The organism is Streptomyces sp. CAU 1734 (assembly GCF_039888735.1).
Taxonomy (GTDB): Bacteria; Actinomycetota; Actinomycetes; order Streptomycetales; family Streptomycetaceae; genus Streptomyces.
Genome location: NZ_JBDQQP010000001.1, coordinates 867,203 through 882,414, shown reverse-complemented (window position 1 = coordinate 882,414; position 15,212 = coordinate 867,203). Strand labels below are relative to the sequence as shown.

General features: G+C 72.3%; 8 protein-coding genes. 4 read left to right on the top strand and 4 right to left on the bottom strand.

Annotated elements, in window-relative coordinates:
* Window positions 1–561 precede the first annotated feature (561 nt).
* Window positions 562–1,137, bottom strand: a complete 576-nt coding sequence (locus tag AAFN69_RS03690; protein ID WP_347726741.1) for a MarR family transcriptional regulator — start codon at window positions 1,135–1,137, stop codon at window positions 562–564.
* Between the two features lie 145 nt (window positions 1,138–1,282).
* On the opposite strand from AAFN69_RS03690, the gene AAFN69_RS03685 reads away from it, so the two are divergent.
* Complete coding sequence (locus AAFN69_RS03685) at window positions 1,283–2,566, top strand: MFS transporter (protein ID WP_347726740.1); 1,284 nt, start codon at window positions 1,283–1,285, stop codon at window positions 2,564–2,566.
* Window positions 2,567–2,647: 81 nt separating this feature from the next.
* Here AAFN69_RS03685 and AAFN69_RS03680 read toward each other — a convergent pair whose 3' ends face one another.
* Window positions 2,648–4,438, bottom strand: coding sequence for an ATP-binding SpoIIE family protein phosphatase (locus AAFN69_RS03680; RefSeq protein ID WP_347726739.1), 1,791 nt, complete (start codon window positions 4,436–4,438; stop codon window positions 2,648–2,650).
* Between the two features lie 172 nt (window positions 4,439–4,610).
* The gene (locus AAFN69_RS03675; RefSeq protein ID WP_347726738.1) at window positions 4,611–6,170 is read right to left on the bottom strand and encodes an NAD(P)/FAD-dependent oxidoreductase; all 1,560 of its coding nucleotides are present in this window, start codon (window positions 6,168–6,170) and stop codon (window positions 4,611–4,613) included.
* A 324-nt stretch (window positions 6,171–6,494) separates the two neighbouring features.
* Between AAFN69_RS03675 and AAFN69_RS03670 the strand changes: the two genes are divergently transcribed.
* Window positions 6,495–7,313, top strand: a complete 819-nt coding sequence (locus AAFN69_RS03670) for a helix-turn-helix domain-containing protein (protein ID WP_347726737.1) — start codon at window positions 6,495–6,497, stop codon at window positions 7,311–7,313.
* Between the two features lie 333 nt (window positions 7,314–7,646).
* The gene (locus tag AAFN69_RS03665) at window positions 7,647–9,734 is read left to right on the top strand and encodes a sigma-70 family RNA polymerase sigma factor (RefSeq protein WP_347726736.1); all 2,088 of its coding nucleotides are present in this window, start codon (window positions 7,647–7,649) and stop codon (window positions 9,732–9,734) included.
* A 934-nt stretch (window positions 9,735–10,668) separates the two neighbouring features.
* Here the strand turns inward: AAFN69_RS03665 and AAFN69_RS03660 are convergent.
* Window positions 10,669–12,843, bottom strand: a complete 2,175-nt coding sequence (locus AAFN69_RS03660; protein WP_347726735.1) for an asparagine synthase-related protein — start codon at window positions 12,841–12,843, stop codon at window positions 10,669–10,671.
* 927 nt (window positions 12,844–13,770) lie between these two features.
* Between AAFN69_RS03660 and AAFN69_RS03655 the strand changes: the two genes are divergently transcribed.
* Window positions 13,771–15,201 carry an MFS transporter gene (locus AAFN69_RS03655; protein WP_347726734.1) on the top strand — a complete coding sequence of 477 codons (1,431 nt, stop codon included), beginning with the start codon at window positions 13,771–13,773 and terminating at the stop codon, window positions 15,199–15,201.
* Window positions 15,202–15,212: the final 11 nt, after the last annotated feature.

The window sequence follows — 15,212 nt, the reverse complement described above, 5'->3', positions numbered from 1 at the left end:
CCTCGTCTCCGAAGGAGACGGGGTATCAACATATTTGGCGTTGACTTTTGGCACGCTGTTGAGTTCTCAAGGAACGGACGCTTCCTTTGATTCCCTTCCGGGTCTCTCCGGGCTTTCCCTTCGGTCTTGCGTTTCCAACTCTACCAGATGTTTTCCGGCCCGTTTCCGGACCGTATTTTCATCTCGGCGGCCAGTTGGACCGGCCTTTCGCCTTTCGGCTGCTCCGACTTTATCAGATCCTTTCGGGCCTGATTCCCGGTCGAAATCGGGTTGTCTTTCCGGCTGTTGGGCCGTTCCGACGTCCAGAACTCTAGCGGATTCCCCGGGCGACTCATAATCGAGTCTTCCGAATGGATTTCGGCAAGCCGAAATCGCTCCCGGCCGGGAGATCGTGCTGGAGATTGGTTGCCGCGTGCGCGGCGGGAGTGGTCGTCGAAGAACCGTTCCGGCCCCGTGACAACTCGAAGAACCTTACGGATCGATGAACCCTGTGTCAACTCTCCCAGCTGAGCGGGGTGAGGCCGGTTCCGGCCCGCCGGTCACGCGCGGGGGCGACCGCTCCTAGTCGAGGTCGGTGAGCCGGCCGCCGGCGTCGGGCTGGGCGTGCTCCACCCGGCGCAGTACGCGGATGAGCAGTTCACCGAGGACGCCGCGCTCGTCGGCGGAGAGGTCCTGGAGAAGGTCGTCCTCGAAGGCCGAGGCCATCCGCATCGCCTCCAGCCACTTCGTACGGCCCTCGTCGGTGAGCTCCACGATCACGCGGACCCGGTTGTTCTCGTCGCGGTCCCTGGTGACCAGGCCCTCGTTCGCCATCCGGTCGATGCGGTGGGTCATCGCGGCCGGGGTGAGGCCGAGGCGCTTCGCCAGCTCGCCCGGGCCCATCCGGTAGGGGCTGCCCGCCAGGACCAGGGTCTTCAGGACCTCCCACTCGGCGTTGCTGATGCCCAGGGCCGCCACCTGGCGGCCGTATGCGACGTTCATCCGGCGGTTGAGCCGGCCCAGCGCCGAGACGACCTTCTCGACCTGGGGGTCCAGGTCTCCGTACTCGCGCTGATAGGCGGCGATCTGCTCGTCGAGGCTCGGCTCCTGGATGGCCGGGGCCGGCGCTGCTGGGCCCTCGGGGCTCACGTTAGGCATACGCCGCAGTATCGCACGGCACCCATTGGCATTGAAGTCCTTCGACGTGTACTCTTCACTATCGAACTTTACTATTGAAGTCTTGATACTTCACTACTTCGAACCCTTGAGGCAGGTGAGTGTGACCAGGGTGCAGGGTGCAGCGATGCGCCGAATCCAGGCGGGAAGCGCGCTGAGCGCGTTCGGACTCGGTTTCACGGTTCCGTTTCTCTACATCTATGTGGCGAAGACACGGGACCTGGGCGCGACGACGGCGGGAGCCGTCCTCGCGGTCTTCGCGATGGCCGCACTCGTCGCGCTGCCCATCACCGGGCGGGCCATCGACCGGCGCGGGCCGCGCCCCGTCGTGGTGGCCGCGTCGCTCGTGGCCTCGGTGGGCGCCGTCGCCCTGGGAGTGTCGACGAACTGGGTGACCGTGGTGGTCTCGGCCGCCGTGCTGGGGGCCGGCACCGCCGTGATCCAGCCCGCGCTGGCCACCATGCTGGTCCGCGCCTCGGAGCCGTCGGAGCGCACCCGGGTCTTCGCTCTCCAGTTCTTCCTCCAGAACATGGGGCTCGGGCTCGGTGGTCTGATCGGCGCGCAGATCGTCGACAGTAAGAGAGGAGAAACGTTCACTCTCCTCTTCAGCATCGAAGCGGTGATGTTCCTGGTGCTGGCCGCCATCGCGCTGAGCGTGCGGCTGCCCGAGCCGGAGGCCGTCCCCGGGACGCCCGGCGCTTCCGCGCCCGGGAACCAGAAGCTCGGTATGCGGGCACTGCTCGGGCACAAGGCGATGGTCTCGCTCTGCGTCCTCGGGTTCATTCTGTTCTTCGCCTGCTACGGACAGTTCGAGTCCGGGCTCTCCGCCTATGGCACCGAGGCTGCCGGAATCGAGCCTTCCACCTTCGGTACCGCGCTGGCCGCGAACACCGCGGTGATCGTGCTCGCGCAGTTCCTGGTGCTGAGGTTCGTGGAGCACCGCAAGCGCACCCGGGTCATCGGCGCCGTCGGTCTGATCTGGGCCGTCGCCTGGATGTTCGCGGGGTACGCGGGTCTCGGCGCGAGCAGCCAGGCCATGGCGACGGCCGCGTTCATCACCACGTACGCCCTCTTCGGGCTCGGCGAGGCACTGCTGGCGCCGACCGTCGCACCCCTGGTGGTCGATCTGGCGCCGAAGTCGATGGTCGGGCAGTACAACTCGGCCTTCGCGCTGGTCAAGCAGTTGGCGCTGGCACTCGGTCCGGCGGTCGGCGGTGTCATGGGGGCCAAGCTCCATGCCCCCTACATCGTGACCTTCGTCCTCTTCTCGCTGGCCATCACCGCGCTGGCGGTGAAGCTCGGCCGGCAGCTCACCCCCGTACAGAATCAGCCCTCGCTGGGGGCGGTGTCGCGGGTGGTGGCGCAGCACAACCCGGCCGAGAGGGCCAGGAAGGTGGAGACGGCCGCATAGCCGCCCGCTCCGTACAGCCGCTGCTCCGGCCTCTCCGGTGATCACCTCTGATCCCCGCCCTCCCGACGGGGGGGGCGGGGATCAGTGCTGCCCGGGGTGTTCCCGATCGCGGTCGCGCTTCGCCGGGAGGGCGAATTCGCACCAGACCGCCTTGCCGCCGCCGGGGGTGCGGCGGCAGCCCCAGGAGGAGGCGATGGTGGCGAGGATCGAGATGCCGCGGCCCGCTTCGTCCTCCGATTCCGCCCGGCGGCGGCGCGGCAGGTGGTCGTCGCCGTCCGTCACCTCGATGATCAGGCGGCGATCGGTGCGGCGCAGGCGCAGCCGCATGGGCGGGGTGCCGTGCTGGAGCGAATTGGCGACCAGCTCGCTGGTGGCCAGCACCCCCAGATCGTGGAGCTCGGTGGAGAACCGCCAGGACGCCAGCACCCCCGAGGCGAAGGCGCGGGCGCGGGGCGCCGCCTCGGTGCCGCCGAGGAGTTCCAGCGCGGCGTTGTGGAAGAGCTCGGCGGAGGCTCCGCTGCGGGCGGGGTGCTGGACGACCATCACGGCGACATCGTCGTCATGGTCCGCGGTCACTCCCTGGGAGCGGATCAGCCGGTCACAGACCACCTGCGGGGTGCCGGTCGCCCCGGACAGGGCGCGCTCCAGCGAGGCGACCCCCTCGTCGATGTCCTCGCCGCGCCGCTCCACCAGGCCGTCCGTGTAGAGGACGGCGCTGGATCCGGGCGGCAGGGCGATGGTGCCCGAGGAGTGCAGCCAGCCGCCGGTGCCGAGGGGCGGTCCGGTGGGGTCGGCGGCGCGCCGGACCGTGCCGTCCTCGTCGCGGATGAGGATGGGGAGGTGGCCGGCGGAGGCGTAGTCCAGGCGTCCCTCATTGGGGTCGTGGACGGCGTAGACACAGGTGGCGATCTGGCTGGCGTCGATCTCGGCGGCGAGTCCGTCCAGCAGCTGAAGGACCTCGTGCGGCGGGAGGTCGAGCCGGGCATAGGCGCGTACGGCGGTGCGGAGCTGGCCCATCACCGCGGCGGCGCGCACCCCGCGGCCCATCACATCGCCGATGACGAGGGCGGTACGGCCGGCGCCGAGGGTGATCACGTCGTACCAGTCGCCGCCGACCGCGGCGTCCTCGCCGCCGGGCTGGTAGGTGGCGGCGATCCGCAGGTCGTCGGGCTGCTCCAGCTCCTGGGGGAGGAGCGAGCGCTGGAGGGTGACGGCCATCTCGCGCTGGCGGCGCTCGCTGGCCCGCAGCCGCTCGGCGGCCTCGGCGTGGTCGGTGACATCGGCGGCGAAGACGAGCACACCCCGGCCGGCGTCCGGGTCGGTCTCCGACCGCGCCGCGCCGTCCGGGGCGGCATCCGGGCGGGCACCGGCACCGGGGATGTCGACGGGCAGGCAGGTGACGGTGTACCAGCCGCCGGTGGTGACCTTGCGGGACTTCACGGTGCGCGGACGGTCGCTGCGCAGCACCTGGTCCATGAGCGGGGGCAGTCCGAGCTCGACCAGCTCGGGGCAGGCGACGGCGGCGGGGGCGCCGATCGGGCGGGGGCCGAAGGCGGTGGTGTACGCGTCATTGACATAGGCGATCCGGTGGTCGGATCCGTACACCAGGGCGACCAGGGCGGGGAGCCGGCCGAGGATCTCCGGTACGGGGAAGTCCTCCAGGGCCGGCGCGTGCGGGAGCGGGTCGGGAGGTTGCTCGATCTCGCCGCGGGCCGCCGGGACCGCTCCCTCGCCGCGGCCGCGGCTCTCCGGCCGGCCGTCGCCGCGCCGGTCCGGTCGCGGTGGTGCGGTGGAGATCCCGCGGTCGGTCCTCCGCGCCGCCGCGCGGCGCTGCGTACCGGGGAGCCTTGCGCTCCAACGCGTGAAGTTCACTGACTTTCTAGCCTCAATGGTTGTCGCCAAGGGTCACAAGGGTCACTCTGTGCAAATGTGAGCCCACCTATGGTCACACGTACAGTGTGACGGAGCGTACTGACAGTCGGTGTCCACCGGATGCCGGACGGGACCGTTCCGGCGGATCGGCGGGGGCCGTGCGCGGTGGGGCTCAGCCCGCCCCGGGAGTGGTGGGGCCGCCCGGCGCACCGGGGCCGGCGTCGCCCGGGCCGTCATCGCCGCGGCGGCGTTCCGACCCGTTCGGATCACTCCGCCCGTTCGGTGTGTCCGTTCTCCCGGGTGTGCCCGGCGGTTTCGGCGAACCGGGTGCCGTGCCCGTACCGCCGCCGCCCGCCGCGCTCGCGAACTCCGCCCTGGGGTGCTCCAGCGACCCCAGCGACACGATCTCCCTCTTGAAGAGGCCGGCCAGGGTCCACTCGGCCAGTACGCGCGCCTTGCGGTTGAGCGTGGGCATCCTGCTGAGGTGGTAGACCCGGTGCATCAGCCAGGCCGGGTAGCCCTTGAGCTTCCGGCCGTAGACATGGGCGACGCCGCGGTGGAGGCCGAGGGAGGCGACGGAGCCGACATAGGCGTGCTCGTACTCGCTGAGCGGCCGGCCGTGCAGCGACGCCACGATGTTCCCGGCAAGCACTTTTGTCTGGCGGACCGCGTGCTGGGCGTTGGGGGCGCATTCGGCGCCGGGGGTGTCGGAGCTGATGTCGGGCACGGCGGCGGCGTCGCCGGCCGCCCAGGCGTGTTCGGTTCCGGCGAGGGCCAGCTGGGCGGTGCAGCGGAGCCGGCCGCGTTCGGTGAGGGGGAGGTCCGTGGCGGCCAGGAGGGGCGAGGGTTTGACGCCCGCGGTCCAGACGACCGTACGGGTGCGGAAGCGGCTGCCGTCGCTGAGGACGGCGACCCGGTTCTCACAGGAGTCGAGCCGGGTCTCCAGGCGTACGTCGATGTTGCGGGACCGCAGCTCCCTGATCGCGTACCCGCCCATCTCCTCCCCCACCTCGGGAAGGATCCGGTCGCTGGCCTCCACCAGGATCCATTTCAGGTCTTCCGGCTTGATGTTGTGGTAGTAGCGGGAGGCATAGCGGGCCATGTCCTCCAGCTCGCCGAGGGCCTCGACGCCGGCGTACCCGCCGCCGACGAAGACGAAGGTGAGAGCGGCGTCGCGGAGGTCGGGATCGCGGGTGGAGGAGGCGATGTCCATCTGCTCGATGACGTGGTTGCGGAGCCCGATGGCCTCCTCGACGGTCTTGAAGCCGATGGCGTAGTCGGCGAGACCGGGGATCGGCAGGGTGCGGGAGATCGAACCCGGCGCGATGACCAGTTCGTCGTACGCCACTTCCACTCCTCCCGTCCCCTCTTCGTCGGTCGCGAGTGTGGTCACCGTCGCGGTGCGTTTCGCATGGGTGACGGCCGTGACCTCGCCGATGACGATTTTGCATTTGTTGAGAACACGCCTCAGCGGGACCACGACATGGCGCGGGGAGATGGATCCGGCCGCGGCTTCGGGGAGGAAGGGCTGGTACGTCATATAGGGATCGGGGGTGATCACCAGGATCTCCGCCTCGCCGCGGGCCAGCTCGTGCTTGAGCCTCCGCTGGAGGTGGAGAGCGGTATACATCCCGACATAGCCACCACCGACAACAAGAATGCGCGTGCCGTTGGTGCGCGCGGTCGGCGGATTACCGGGGGCCGGGGGCCGGGAGTCAGCTGCCTTCACCATCCCATGAGGCAACGGTCCCCGGCGTTTGTCCACAGCCCCGCCAAATTGTGTGACCGGACGTCTTGCCCCGCCGCACGCCGGGTTACACCGGGTGACGATGAAGGTGCGCAGGTCAGGCAGTGCGGAGCAGACGATCCCGGGGGTCGCGAACAGGTTTCTTCAGGTTCCTGCTCCGTTCGGGGGGTGCCCCTCGCGGAACTACCCCCTTCTGAATTGACCCCCGCTCAACTATGTTCGTACCTCGTCGGGGTACTCGGTCAAGGCGCCCCGGCAGACCATGTGGGGAGGTCTCCGGGGGGAGACAGAGTGACCGGGGGAACACGTATGACCATTCAGGATTCGCATTGGCAGGCTGCGGTACCGCCGACCACGGACGCGCATGTGCACGGCGGCCATTCGGGTGGCGACGGTATCGGCGGAAGCGGAAACGGACGAGTGGGATCGGGCGGGGCCAGCCGCTCGGCACCGCTCAGGGTCGACGCACAGCGCAATCTGGAGCATGTGCTCCGGGCGGCTCGCGAGGTCTTCGGCGAGCTGGGTTACGGAGCGCCGATGGAGGACGTGGCGCGCCGGGCCCGAGTGGGTGTCGGGACGGTGTACCGCCGCTTCCCGAGCAAGGACGTACTGGTGCGCCGAATAGCCGAGGAGGAGACCTCCCGGCTGACCGAGCAGGCGCGCACCGCACTGGGACAGGAGGAGGAGCCCTGGTCGGCCCTGGCCAGATTCCTCCGTACGTCGGTGGCTTCCGGCGCAGGCCGGCTGCTGCCCCCGCATGTACTGCGGGTCGGCGTGGAGCCGGAGGAGTCCGCCCGGGAGGCGGCACGGGTACCGCACCAGCGGTCCGGTGCGCCGGCCGGGCGGGACGATCTCGGCGGGCTGCCCGATCTGCGGGTCGTCGGCTCGCGTTCGGCCGGCGTGGACGAACAGAACGACCCGGGCGCCGCGGAACTGCTCGATGTCGTCGGGCAGTTGGTCGACCGGGCACGGGCTGCCGGTGAGCTGCGCGGCGATGTGTCGGTGGCGGATGTGCTGTTGGTGATAGCCACCGCGGCACCCTCGCTGCCGGACGCGGTGCAGCAGGCGGCGGCCTCGGCCAGGCTGCTGGACATCCTGCTGGAAGGTCTTCGTCCGAGGTCCGGATAGTTCGGGCCCGGGTGCCCGTCGTGAGGCGGCCGCGTCAGATGTGATCCGCATGGGTCCGTGCGAATTGATTCGCGCGGGCCCATGCGGATTCGGGCTCCGCGGAGCCCGGCGGGAGCCCCGGCCCGGTCACGCCGGCCGGTGTCACCCGCTCATCGGAAAGTGGTTGATTGCACCACCAATTGGGCCGGGTCGCGCGCTGATTCGATCAGGTGTCCCCGGATGAGTGGTTGCCGCCGCCGACGGCCCGGTGTGCTGCCGCCGTGTGGCACGCTTGCCCGGTGTTCGGCTCTGGGGTGCTGACGGGAGCTTCCACGATGAATGAGGGCTTCCGCGATGAGTGGTGAGGGACGGGACGCACGGGACGAGCCGCACGGCGGCCCGGGCGGTACGGATGGCGCCGGCGGTACGGATCCCGGCGAGACGGTCTCGCACCAGGTTCCCGGGCAGGGCGGCCGCGGTTCGCGACCTTCCGGCTCGCATGCCGACAGCGGCGACGGAGCGGACGCACCCGAACACCTGGTGCCCAGCCAGGGGACCGGGGGAACCCTGGCCGACGACTCGCCGGGGTTCGGTGCCGGCCTTCCGGTGCCGCCCCCCGGATACCAGGCGGCCGGCGCTCCGGAGAACCACGCGGTGCCGCTCCAGCGCGAGGGCAGCGGATCCGCCTCACTCCTGCCGCCCCCGCGCGAGCTGCCCACCTCCGACGCCGAGCTGATCCAGCGCATGCGCGGCGGCGACGACAGCGCGTACGGGGAGCTCTTCCGCCGCCACTCCGGGGCCGTGCGCAGCTATGCGCGGACCTGCTGCCGCGACACGCACACCGCCGACGACCTCACCGCCGAGGTGTTCGCCCGCACACTCCAGGCCGTGCGCGGGGGCGCCGGGCCCGAACACGCGGTCCGGGCGTATCTGCTCACCACCGTGCGGCGGGTGGCCGCGTCCTGGACCAGGACGCAGAAGACCGAGCAACTCGTCGACGACTTCGCGGTGTTCGCCGCGGAGGCGGCCAGGGTGCCCAACGCGGCAACCGGAGAAACGCTTGACCTCGGGGCGGATGTCCGCGCCATGCACGAGGCCGAACAGTCGCTGGCGATGCAGGCGTTCCGGTCGCTTCCGGAGCGGTGGCAGGCCGTGCTCTGGCACACCACCGTCGAGGAAGAGTCCCCCAGCGAGGTCGCGCCCCTCTTCGGGCTGACCGCCAATGCCACGGCGGTCCTCGCCGGAAGGGCGCGCGAAGGACTCAAGCAGGCCTACCTCCAGGCCCATGTGAACGCCGCGCTCACCTCCGGCGGCGACTGCGCCCGCTATGCCGACCGGCTCGGCGCGTATGCCCGCGGCGGGCTGCGGATGCGGGCCGAGCTCGGGCTGCGCAAGCACCTGGAGGGGTGTGCCAAGTGCCGCCTCGCCGCGGGTGAGCTGGCGCATGTCAACGCGGGCATTCCGGCGCTGCTGCCGATCGCGGTGATCGGCTGGTTCGCCGCGGGGTACTCCCTCAAGGCCGCCGGGGTCGTGGCGGGAGGTGCCGTGGGCGCGGCGGGCGCGGGGGCGGCCGCCGCCGCCACCGGCGGGGCGGGTTCCGCCGGTTCCGCCGGGGCCGGGGCGGCGTCGGAAGGGCTCGGCGCCCCGGCGAAAGCCGGTGTCGCCGCGCTGTTCACCGTGGCGGCGGCGGCCGGGCTGGTGTGGGCCTTCACCGGCACCGGCGAGCCCGAACCCGAGCCGGACGCGAAGCCGCCCGCCGTGCGGTCCATCGACCCGCCGCCGTCCCCGCCGGCGCCCGAGCCGCCCCCGAAGCCGGCCCCGCCCGCGCCGAAGCCGGTGCCCAAGCCTCCGGAGAAGCCCGCGCCGCCGTCCGCCGCGCCCTCCCCGAAACCCTCGCCGCCCGCGCCGAAGCCGACACCACCGCCCTCCTCGCCGGCGCCCACGTCCCCGCCCGCGCCCGCGCCGACGTCCGCGCGGCCGACACCGACGCCCTCTCCGCCGCCCGCGCCGGAGATCTACCAGCTCAACCGGTTGAAGTACAACGTCTTCGGCGACCACACCGGCCCCGAGGTCCGGCTCTCCGCCAGCACCTGGCTCTGGCAGCGCGAGAACCTCTCCATCGCGGGTGAGCGGTACGCGCACGGGGTGACCGTGCATGCCGTCTCCTCCATCGTCATCGACCTGAACCGCGCCTGCTCCGGCTATGACGCGAAGGTCGGCGTCGACGATCTGACGCGGGGCATCGGTTCGGTGCGGTTCTCCGTGTACGGGGACGGGGTACGGCTCTGGCGCTCCCCGGTCGTCCGCGCGGACGAGCCGGCGGTGCCGGTCCATGTACCGCTCACCGGGCGCGAGACGATCCGGCTGGTGGTGGAGCCGGTGTCGCCCTACGGGTCGGCGGCGCTGGCGGATTGGGCGGAGTCGCGGATCGCCTGCGGGTGAGGTGGGGGCCCTCGCCATGTCTTACCCGTGGCGCGGGTGCGGATGCCCTTCGGGGTGCGGGTGCCCTTCGGGGTGCGGGTCCTTGTCCGAGGCGGCTGCCTCCGGCGGGGCGGAGTCTTGTGCGCCCTTGCCCTGGGTGCGGGCCCTTTCCCGGGGCTCCGCCCCGAGCCCGGCGCCTCAATCGCCGGCGGGGCTTGGTTTTGTTGCTGTTGTTCGCGGGTGCGGGCGGGTGTGGGGGCGGTGTCGCGTCCTCGCCCGCGTCGTTCGGGCCGCCCGGGGTGCGGGTGCTTTTCCGGGGCTCCGCCCCGGGCCCGGCGCCTCAATCGCCGGCGAGGCTTGGTTTTGTTGCTCTTGTTCGCGGGTGCGGGCGGGTGTGGGGGCGGTGTCGCGTTGTCGCCTGTGTTGTTCGGGGTCCCGGGGTGCGGGCCTTCAGACGCCTTCGGCGCCTTGCGGTGCCTCGGGGTCTTGTTCTGTTCACTCCCCTCCGGGGCACGGGTACGGGGCGGGACACCACCCCCGGGTTGTTCTCGTACGGGAGCGCCCGCCCAGAAGCACCCGCCCACTCTGACGCCCATCACGATCCGACCCCCGGGTGACCTTCCGGACTGGGGTTCCCGGCCTTGTGAAACCGTCTCGGAACGCGCGGACGGTCAGAGCACTGTCATCATGCACTGGGCTTACTCGCGGAAGGGGGGACGCGCAGGAGCGGTACTGGGGCATCAAGCGTGATTTGTGGCGCAAACCCGGGCGAACAAAACAAGACCGGGTGACCGCGCCGTAAATCATGCAGCCCCAGTACCGAACCGGAGCGGCACCCAACCCGCACCAACAAGCACCCCACCCGGGGAAACAGGCAACCCGCACACCCAAGAACCCAGCCGGAGGCAGCCGCGCCGGGCCCGGGGCCGAGCCCCGGAAACGCGCCCGCACAAGCTCAGGGAGAGATCGCCGCGCCGGGACCCGGGCGGAGGCCCGGGTGGGGGCGGGGGATGACGGAGGGGACGCCGCCCGCCACGGCTCGCTGGCGGGGGGCCGCCGAGCCGGTCCAGCAGGTGCCCCGGCGGGAGAGCAGGCGGCGGAGCCAGAGCTCGGTGGAGACCAGGTCGGCGAGCCCGTCCAGCGGGACGGGCTCGCCCTCGGTCGCCGCGCGGAGCGCCTTGCGGATGACGCGGGCCTCGATCAGGCCCGCGTCCGCGAGGAGGGGCGCGTCGAAGAGGGCGAGGAGCTGGGGGAGGGCGGCCCGCAGGCCCTTGCGGGCCGACTCGGCGGGGGAGGAGGCGGCGGGGGCGCCCCAGCCGGGGGGCAGGTCGTGGATGCCCGCGCCCGCGAGGACGGTGCGGAGGATTTCGGCACGGGCGCCGGGGCGTACCCGGAGGAATTCGGGGAGGTCGCGGCAGGCCCGGACGACCTGGTTGTCGAGGAAGGGCGCATGGAGGCGCTGGCTACGTACCTCCGCGGCCTGTTCGAGGATGCGCTGGTCGGAGGCGTGCCGGGTGAGGGCCGCGCGGGCGCGGGCCTCACCGGGGCGCTGGACGGTGACGGGCCGGGTCGCCGCCTCGGTGAGGCGAACCGATACTTCGGCGAGTGCCTCGCCGGTGAGCCAGCGGGCGGCGGGCCCGGGCCTGGACCAGGCGAGCGCGGCGAGTGAGGCGTCGAGCGGCCCGGTGCCCGGCCCGGCGCCGGGCCGGGCACCGGCGCGGTTGGCCTCCAGAAGGCGGCTCGCGGCGGTTTCGAGGCCGGTCCGGTAGGGCGTGCGGGCCAGCCGCCGGGCGGCCCGGTAGACGGTGAAGGGGACGAGGAGGGAGTTCGGCGCGGCGCCCTCGGCCCGGGCCAGCGCGGCGACGGGGCGGAGCAGATGGCGCCGGCGCCGGTCGAGGAGGAGGTCGGCGAGCCGGGCGGGGTGCGCGTCGAGGACTTGGCGGGCGCCGGCGCCGGTGAAGTGGTCCGCGCTGCCGGAGGCGAGCCGGGCGCGGTGGCGTTCGGCGGTGACGAGGGAGGGGGCGGGTTCGTCGGTGAGGGGCCCGTGCTCCAGGGCGGCGTACGGCAGGCCCTCGTCGCCGGCGGCGACGACGAGGTGGTGCAGCCGGGGGTCGTCGGCGAGTGCGCGGGCCCGTTCCAGTTCGGGTTCGCGGCTGTCGTCGGTGAGGTCGTTGTAGGTGACGGCGAGAAGGCGTTCGCCCGCGCCGGTGCCGTGGCCGAGGAGGGTGCCGGGTCTGCCGGGCAGTCCCGCGGCGAGCAGGGCGAGCGTTCCGGAGGCGCTGCCTCCGGAGAGGTCGGCGCCAATGCCGGGGGTGGGCGCGCCGCGCCGGGCGCGCCGGTCGGCCGGTCCCATGCCGGGTACGGGCCCGGGGTCGGGCGGCAGGGTCTCCGGCGCGTGCCGGGGCGCGGTGAGCCTGGCCCGTACCGCGTCGATGAGCGCGTCCCGCACCCCTTCGACCGCGCGGTCGGCGTCCATCTGGGGTCCGGCGACGGCGAGGGAGGCGACGGGTTCGTAGCCGGTGATCTCCCGGGAGCCCTCGCGGAGGATGAGGGCGTGGCCGGGCGGGATGCGTTTGACGCCCTCGTAGGGGGTGGAGTCGCGCAGCGCCTCGGGGGTCTCGGGGCAGGCGAGGAGGGCGGCGAGGTGGCCGATGTCGAGCTGGGCCTCGATGAGGTCGGCGAGCGGCAGCGCGGCGGTGGCGTAGGCGGTGCCCTTGGCCCAGGGGGTGTGGAAGACGGGTCTGGCCCCGGCGAGGTCGCCGATGACGGTGATGCGCCGGCCGGCCTGGACGACGACGGTGTAGCTGCCGGGCCAGGCGGTCAGATGGCGCAGGGCGCCGCCGCGGGCGGAGATGAGTCCGGCGCGGAGTTCGTCGTCGCTCGCGGCGCAGTAGCCGAGGACGGCGAGCCGGGTGATGTTGACGGTGCCGGCGGTGCCGGGGGTGGGTTCGAGGGAGACGACGCGTACTTCGTCGGGGCGCCAGTCGCCGACGGCCCAGAGCGGGTCGGGGTCGCCCCACAGGAGCTGGGAGCCGACGGGATGGACGGTGCGGCCCTCTTCGTCGGCGCCGACGGCTCCGGCCGTGCCGAAGTGGGCGGCGACACTGCTCCACCCCACCAACCACCGCATCGCCGCCTCCACAGGCTGTGGACAAAGTCCGGCCCGCCGGACCCGGGCCGCGCGGAAGCGCTCTGCGGGGGCGCCGTGCGGGAGCGCCACGCCCGGCCGCGCGGGACGGGCGTGAGCACCCGACCCCGGTTCGGGGGTCCGGCCGTTCGGGAACATGCTGCCACGAAGGAGGCGCGCAGGAACGTACCCGGGTAGCGCGAGCAAAAAGTGAATACGCCCGCTTCACCTCGAATATGACGGTGATTCACGGCGAACGCCGGGCGGGCGGAGCGATCACGCCAGTCGCATACGCGACAATTGAGAAAAGACCGACAGTCGACATTCGGCCAATCTCCGGGTGATCCAGGGCAGCACGGAAGACCCTTCAGCATCCCCGGAAAACGCCGAACCCGGCGCACAGAAAGGGGAATTCGACAGTCCGGGAGGCACAGTCCACCTCCCGGACCGATCCGCCGCCCGCGGGGATTGAAGGCGGCGGTGTCCCCCGGCCCGCTGGTTCCAGTACGCAGCGGGCCGACCCACGCAGCACTCATGGAAGCGCTCCCCCCACCCGGGAGGCAGAGCGCACACACGGGCGCACGGCCACACGCCCGGGGCTCAGCGAGGGCACACGCGCCCCCGCCGGCACTCGCGGCGGAGCCTTCCCGTCCTCTTCCGCACAGAGCAATCCCGCCATCCGGAACACTGCCCCTTAACGGTCGGGATGCGGCGAACTACGCTGTGTTTACTGATGTTCTGAAGCACGGGGCATATTCCGCGGGGCTCGGCCAGGCGCTTTTGCAACCGGGATCGCCCGCGGGGCGCCGGGAGGGATCACGACCAAGATCCCGGCCGGTGCCGGACCGCCGTTCCCGCGCCGAGGACTCAGTACGAATGCCGTGCGCCGGACAGCGACGCGGCGGCCGTCTGCGTGTCGAGGGGTGGGCCATGTCCAGGGAGCAACGCGGGCCGAACGAAAAGCTCGGCACCGTTCTCGCCCTCGCGGGAATCAGCAACGCCGGACTCGCCCGGCGGGTCAACGACCTCGGGGCACAGCGCGGTCTGACCCTGCGCTACGACAAGACCTCCGTGGCCCGCTGGGTGTCGAAGGGCATGGTGCCGCAGGGCGCCGCCCCCCATCTCATCGCGGCGGCGATCGGCGCCAAGCTCGGCCGCCCCGTGCCGCTGCACGAGATCGGGCTGGCGGACGCCGACCCGGCGCCCGAGGTCGGGCTCGCCTTCCCGCGGGATGTGGGCGCGGCGGTGAAGTCGGCGACCGAGCTCTACCGGCTGGATCTCGCGGGCCGGCGGGCCGGCAGCGGCGGCATCTGGCAGTCACTGGCCGGTTCCTTCGCCGTCAGCGCCTATGCGACCCCCGCCTCCCGCTGGCTGATAACACCCGCCGACTCCACCGTCGCCCGGATGCCCGACGGCGGCCCGGACTCGGCTGACGACACCCCCGCCCGGGTGGGTCACAGCGATGTCGCCAAGCTGCGGGAGGCCGCGGAGGACGCCCGCCGCTGGGATTCCAAGTACGGCGGCGGCGACTGGCGATCCTCCATGGTCCCGGAGTGCCTGCGGGTGGACGCGGCCCCGCTGCTGCTCGGTTCGTACTCGGACGAGGTGGGCCGGGCCCTCTTCGGCGCCACCGCGGAGCTGACCAGGCTCGCCGGGTGGATGGCCTTCGACACCGGCCAGCAGGAGGCGGCGCAGCGGTACTACATCCAGGCACTGCGGCTGGCCCGGGCGGCGGCCGATGTGCCGCTCGGCGGATATGTGCTGGCCTCCATGTCGCTCCAGTCGATCTACCGGGGCTTCGCCGACGAGGGGGTGGACCTCGCCCAGGCCGCCCTGGAGCGCAACCGCGGCCTCGCCACCGCCCGCACCATGAGCTTCTTCCGGCTGGTGGAGGCGCGCGCCCACGCCAAGGCGGGTGACGCCATCGCGGCCGCGGCGGCGCTGAAGGCGGCGGAGGGCTGGCTGGAGCGGGCCCGGGACGGCGATCCGGATCCGACCTGGCTCGGTTTCTATACGTACGACCGGTTCTGCGCCGACGCCGCCGAGTGCTACCGCGATCTGAAGGCGCCCCGGCAGGTGCGGCGCTTCACCGAGCAGGCGCTCTCCCGGCCCACCGAGGAGTTCGTCCGCTCCCACGGCCTGCGGCTGGTGGTCAGCGCCGTCGCCGAGCTGGAGTCCGGGAATCTGGACGCCGCCTGCGCGGCCGGCACGATGGCGGTGGAGGTCGCGGGCCGGATCTCCTCGGCCCGGACCACGGAGTACGTCCGCGATCTGCTGCACCGGCTGGAGCCGTACGGGCACGAGCCGCGCGTGGCCGAGCTGCGGGAGCGGGCCCGTCCGCTGCTGATGGCTCCCGCGTAGCGGAAGTGACC

What these genes read in the sequence shown, in the direction of transcription:
- AAFN69_RS03690 (WP_347726741.1), bottom strand. Translation starts at nt 1,137, where the DNA reads ATGCCTAACGTGAGCCCCGAGGGCCCAGCAGCGCCGGCCCCGGCCATC.
- AAFN69_RS03685 (WP_347726740.1), top strand. Translation starts at nt 1,283, where the DNA reads ATGCGCCGAATCCAGGCGGGAAGCGCGCTGAGCGCGTTCGGACTCGGT.
- AAFN69_RS03675 (WP_347726738.1), bottom strand. Translation starts at nt 6,170, where the DNA reads ATGGTGAAGGCAGCTGACTCCCGGCCCCCGGCCCCCGGTAATCCGCCG.
- AAFN69_RS03670 (WP_347726737.1), top strand. Translation starts at nt 6,495, where the DNA reads ATGACCATTCAGGATTCGCATTGGCAGGCTGCGGTACCGCCGACCACG.
- AAFN69_RS03665 (WP_347726736.1), top strand. Translation starts at nt 7,647, where the DNA reads ATGAGTGGTGAGGGACGGGACGCACGGGACGAGCCGCACGGCGGCCCG.
- AAFN69_RS03660 (WP_347726735.1), bottom strand. Translation starts at nt 12,843, where the DNA reads ATGCGGTGGTTGGTGGGGTGGAGCAGTGTCGCCGCCCACTTCGGCACG.
- AAFN69_RS03655 (WP_347726734.1), top strand. Translation starts at nt 13,771, where the DNA reads ATGTCCAGGGAGCAACGCGGGCCGAACGAAAAGCTCGGCACCGTTCTC.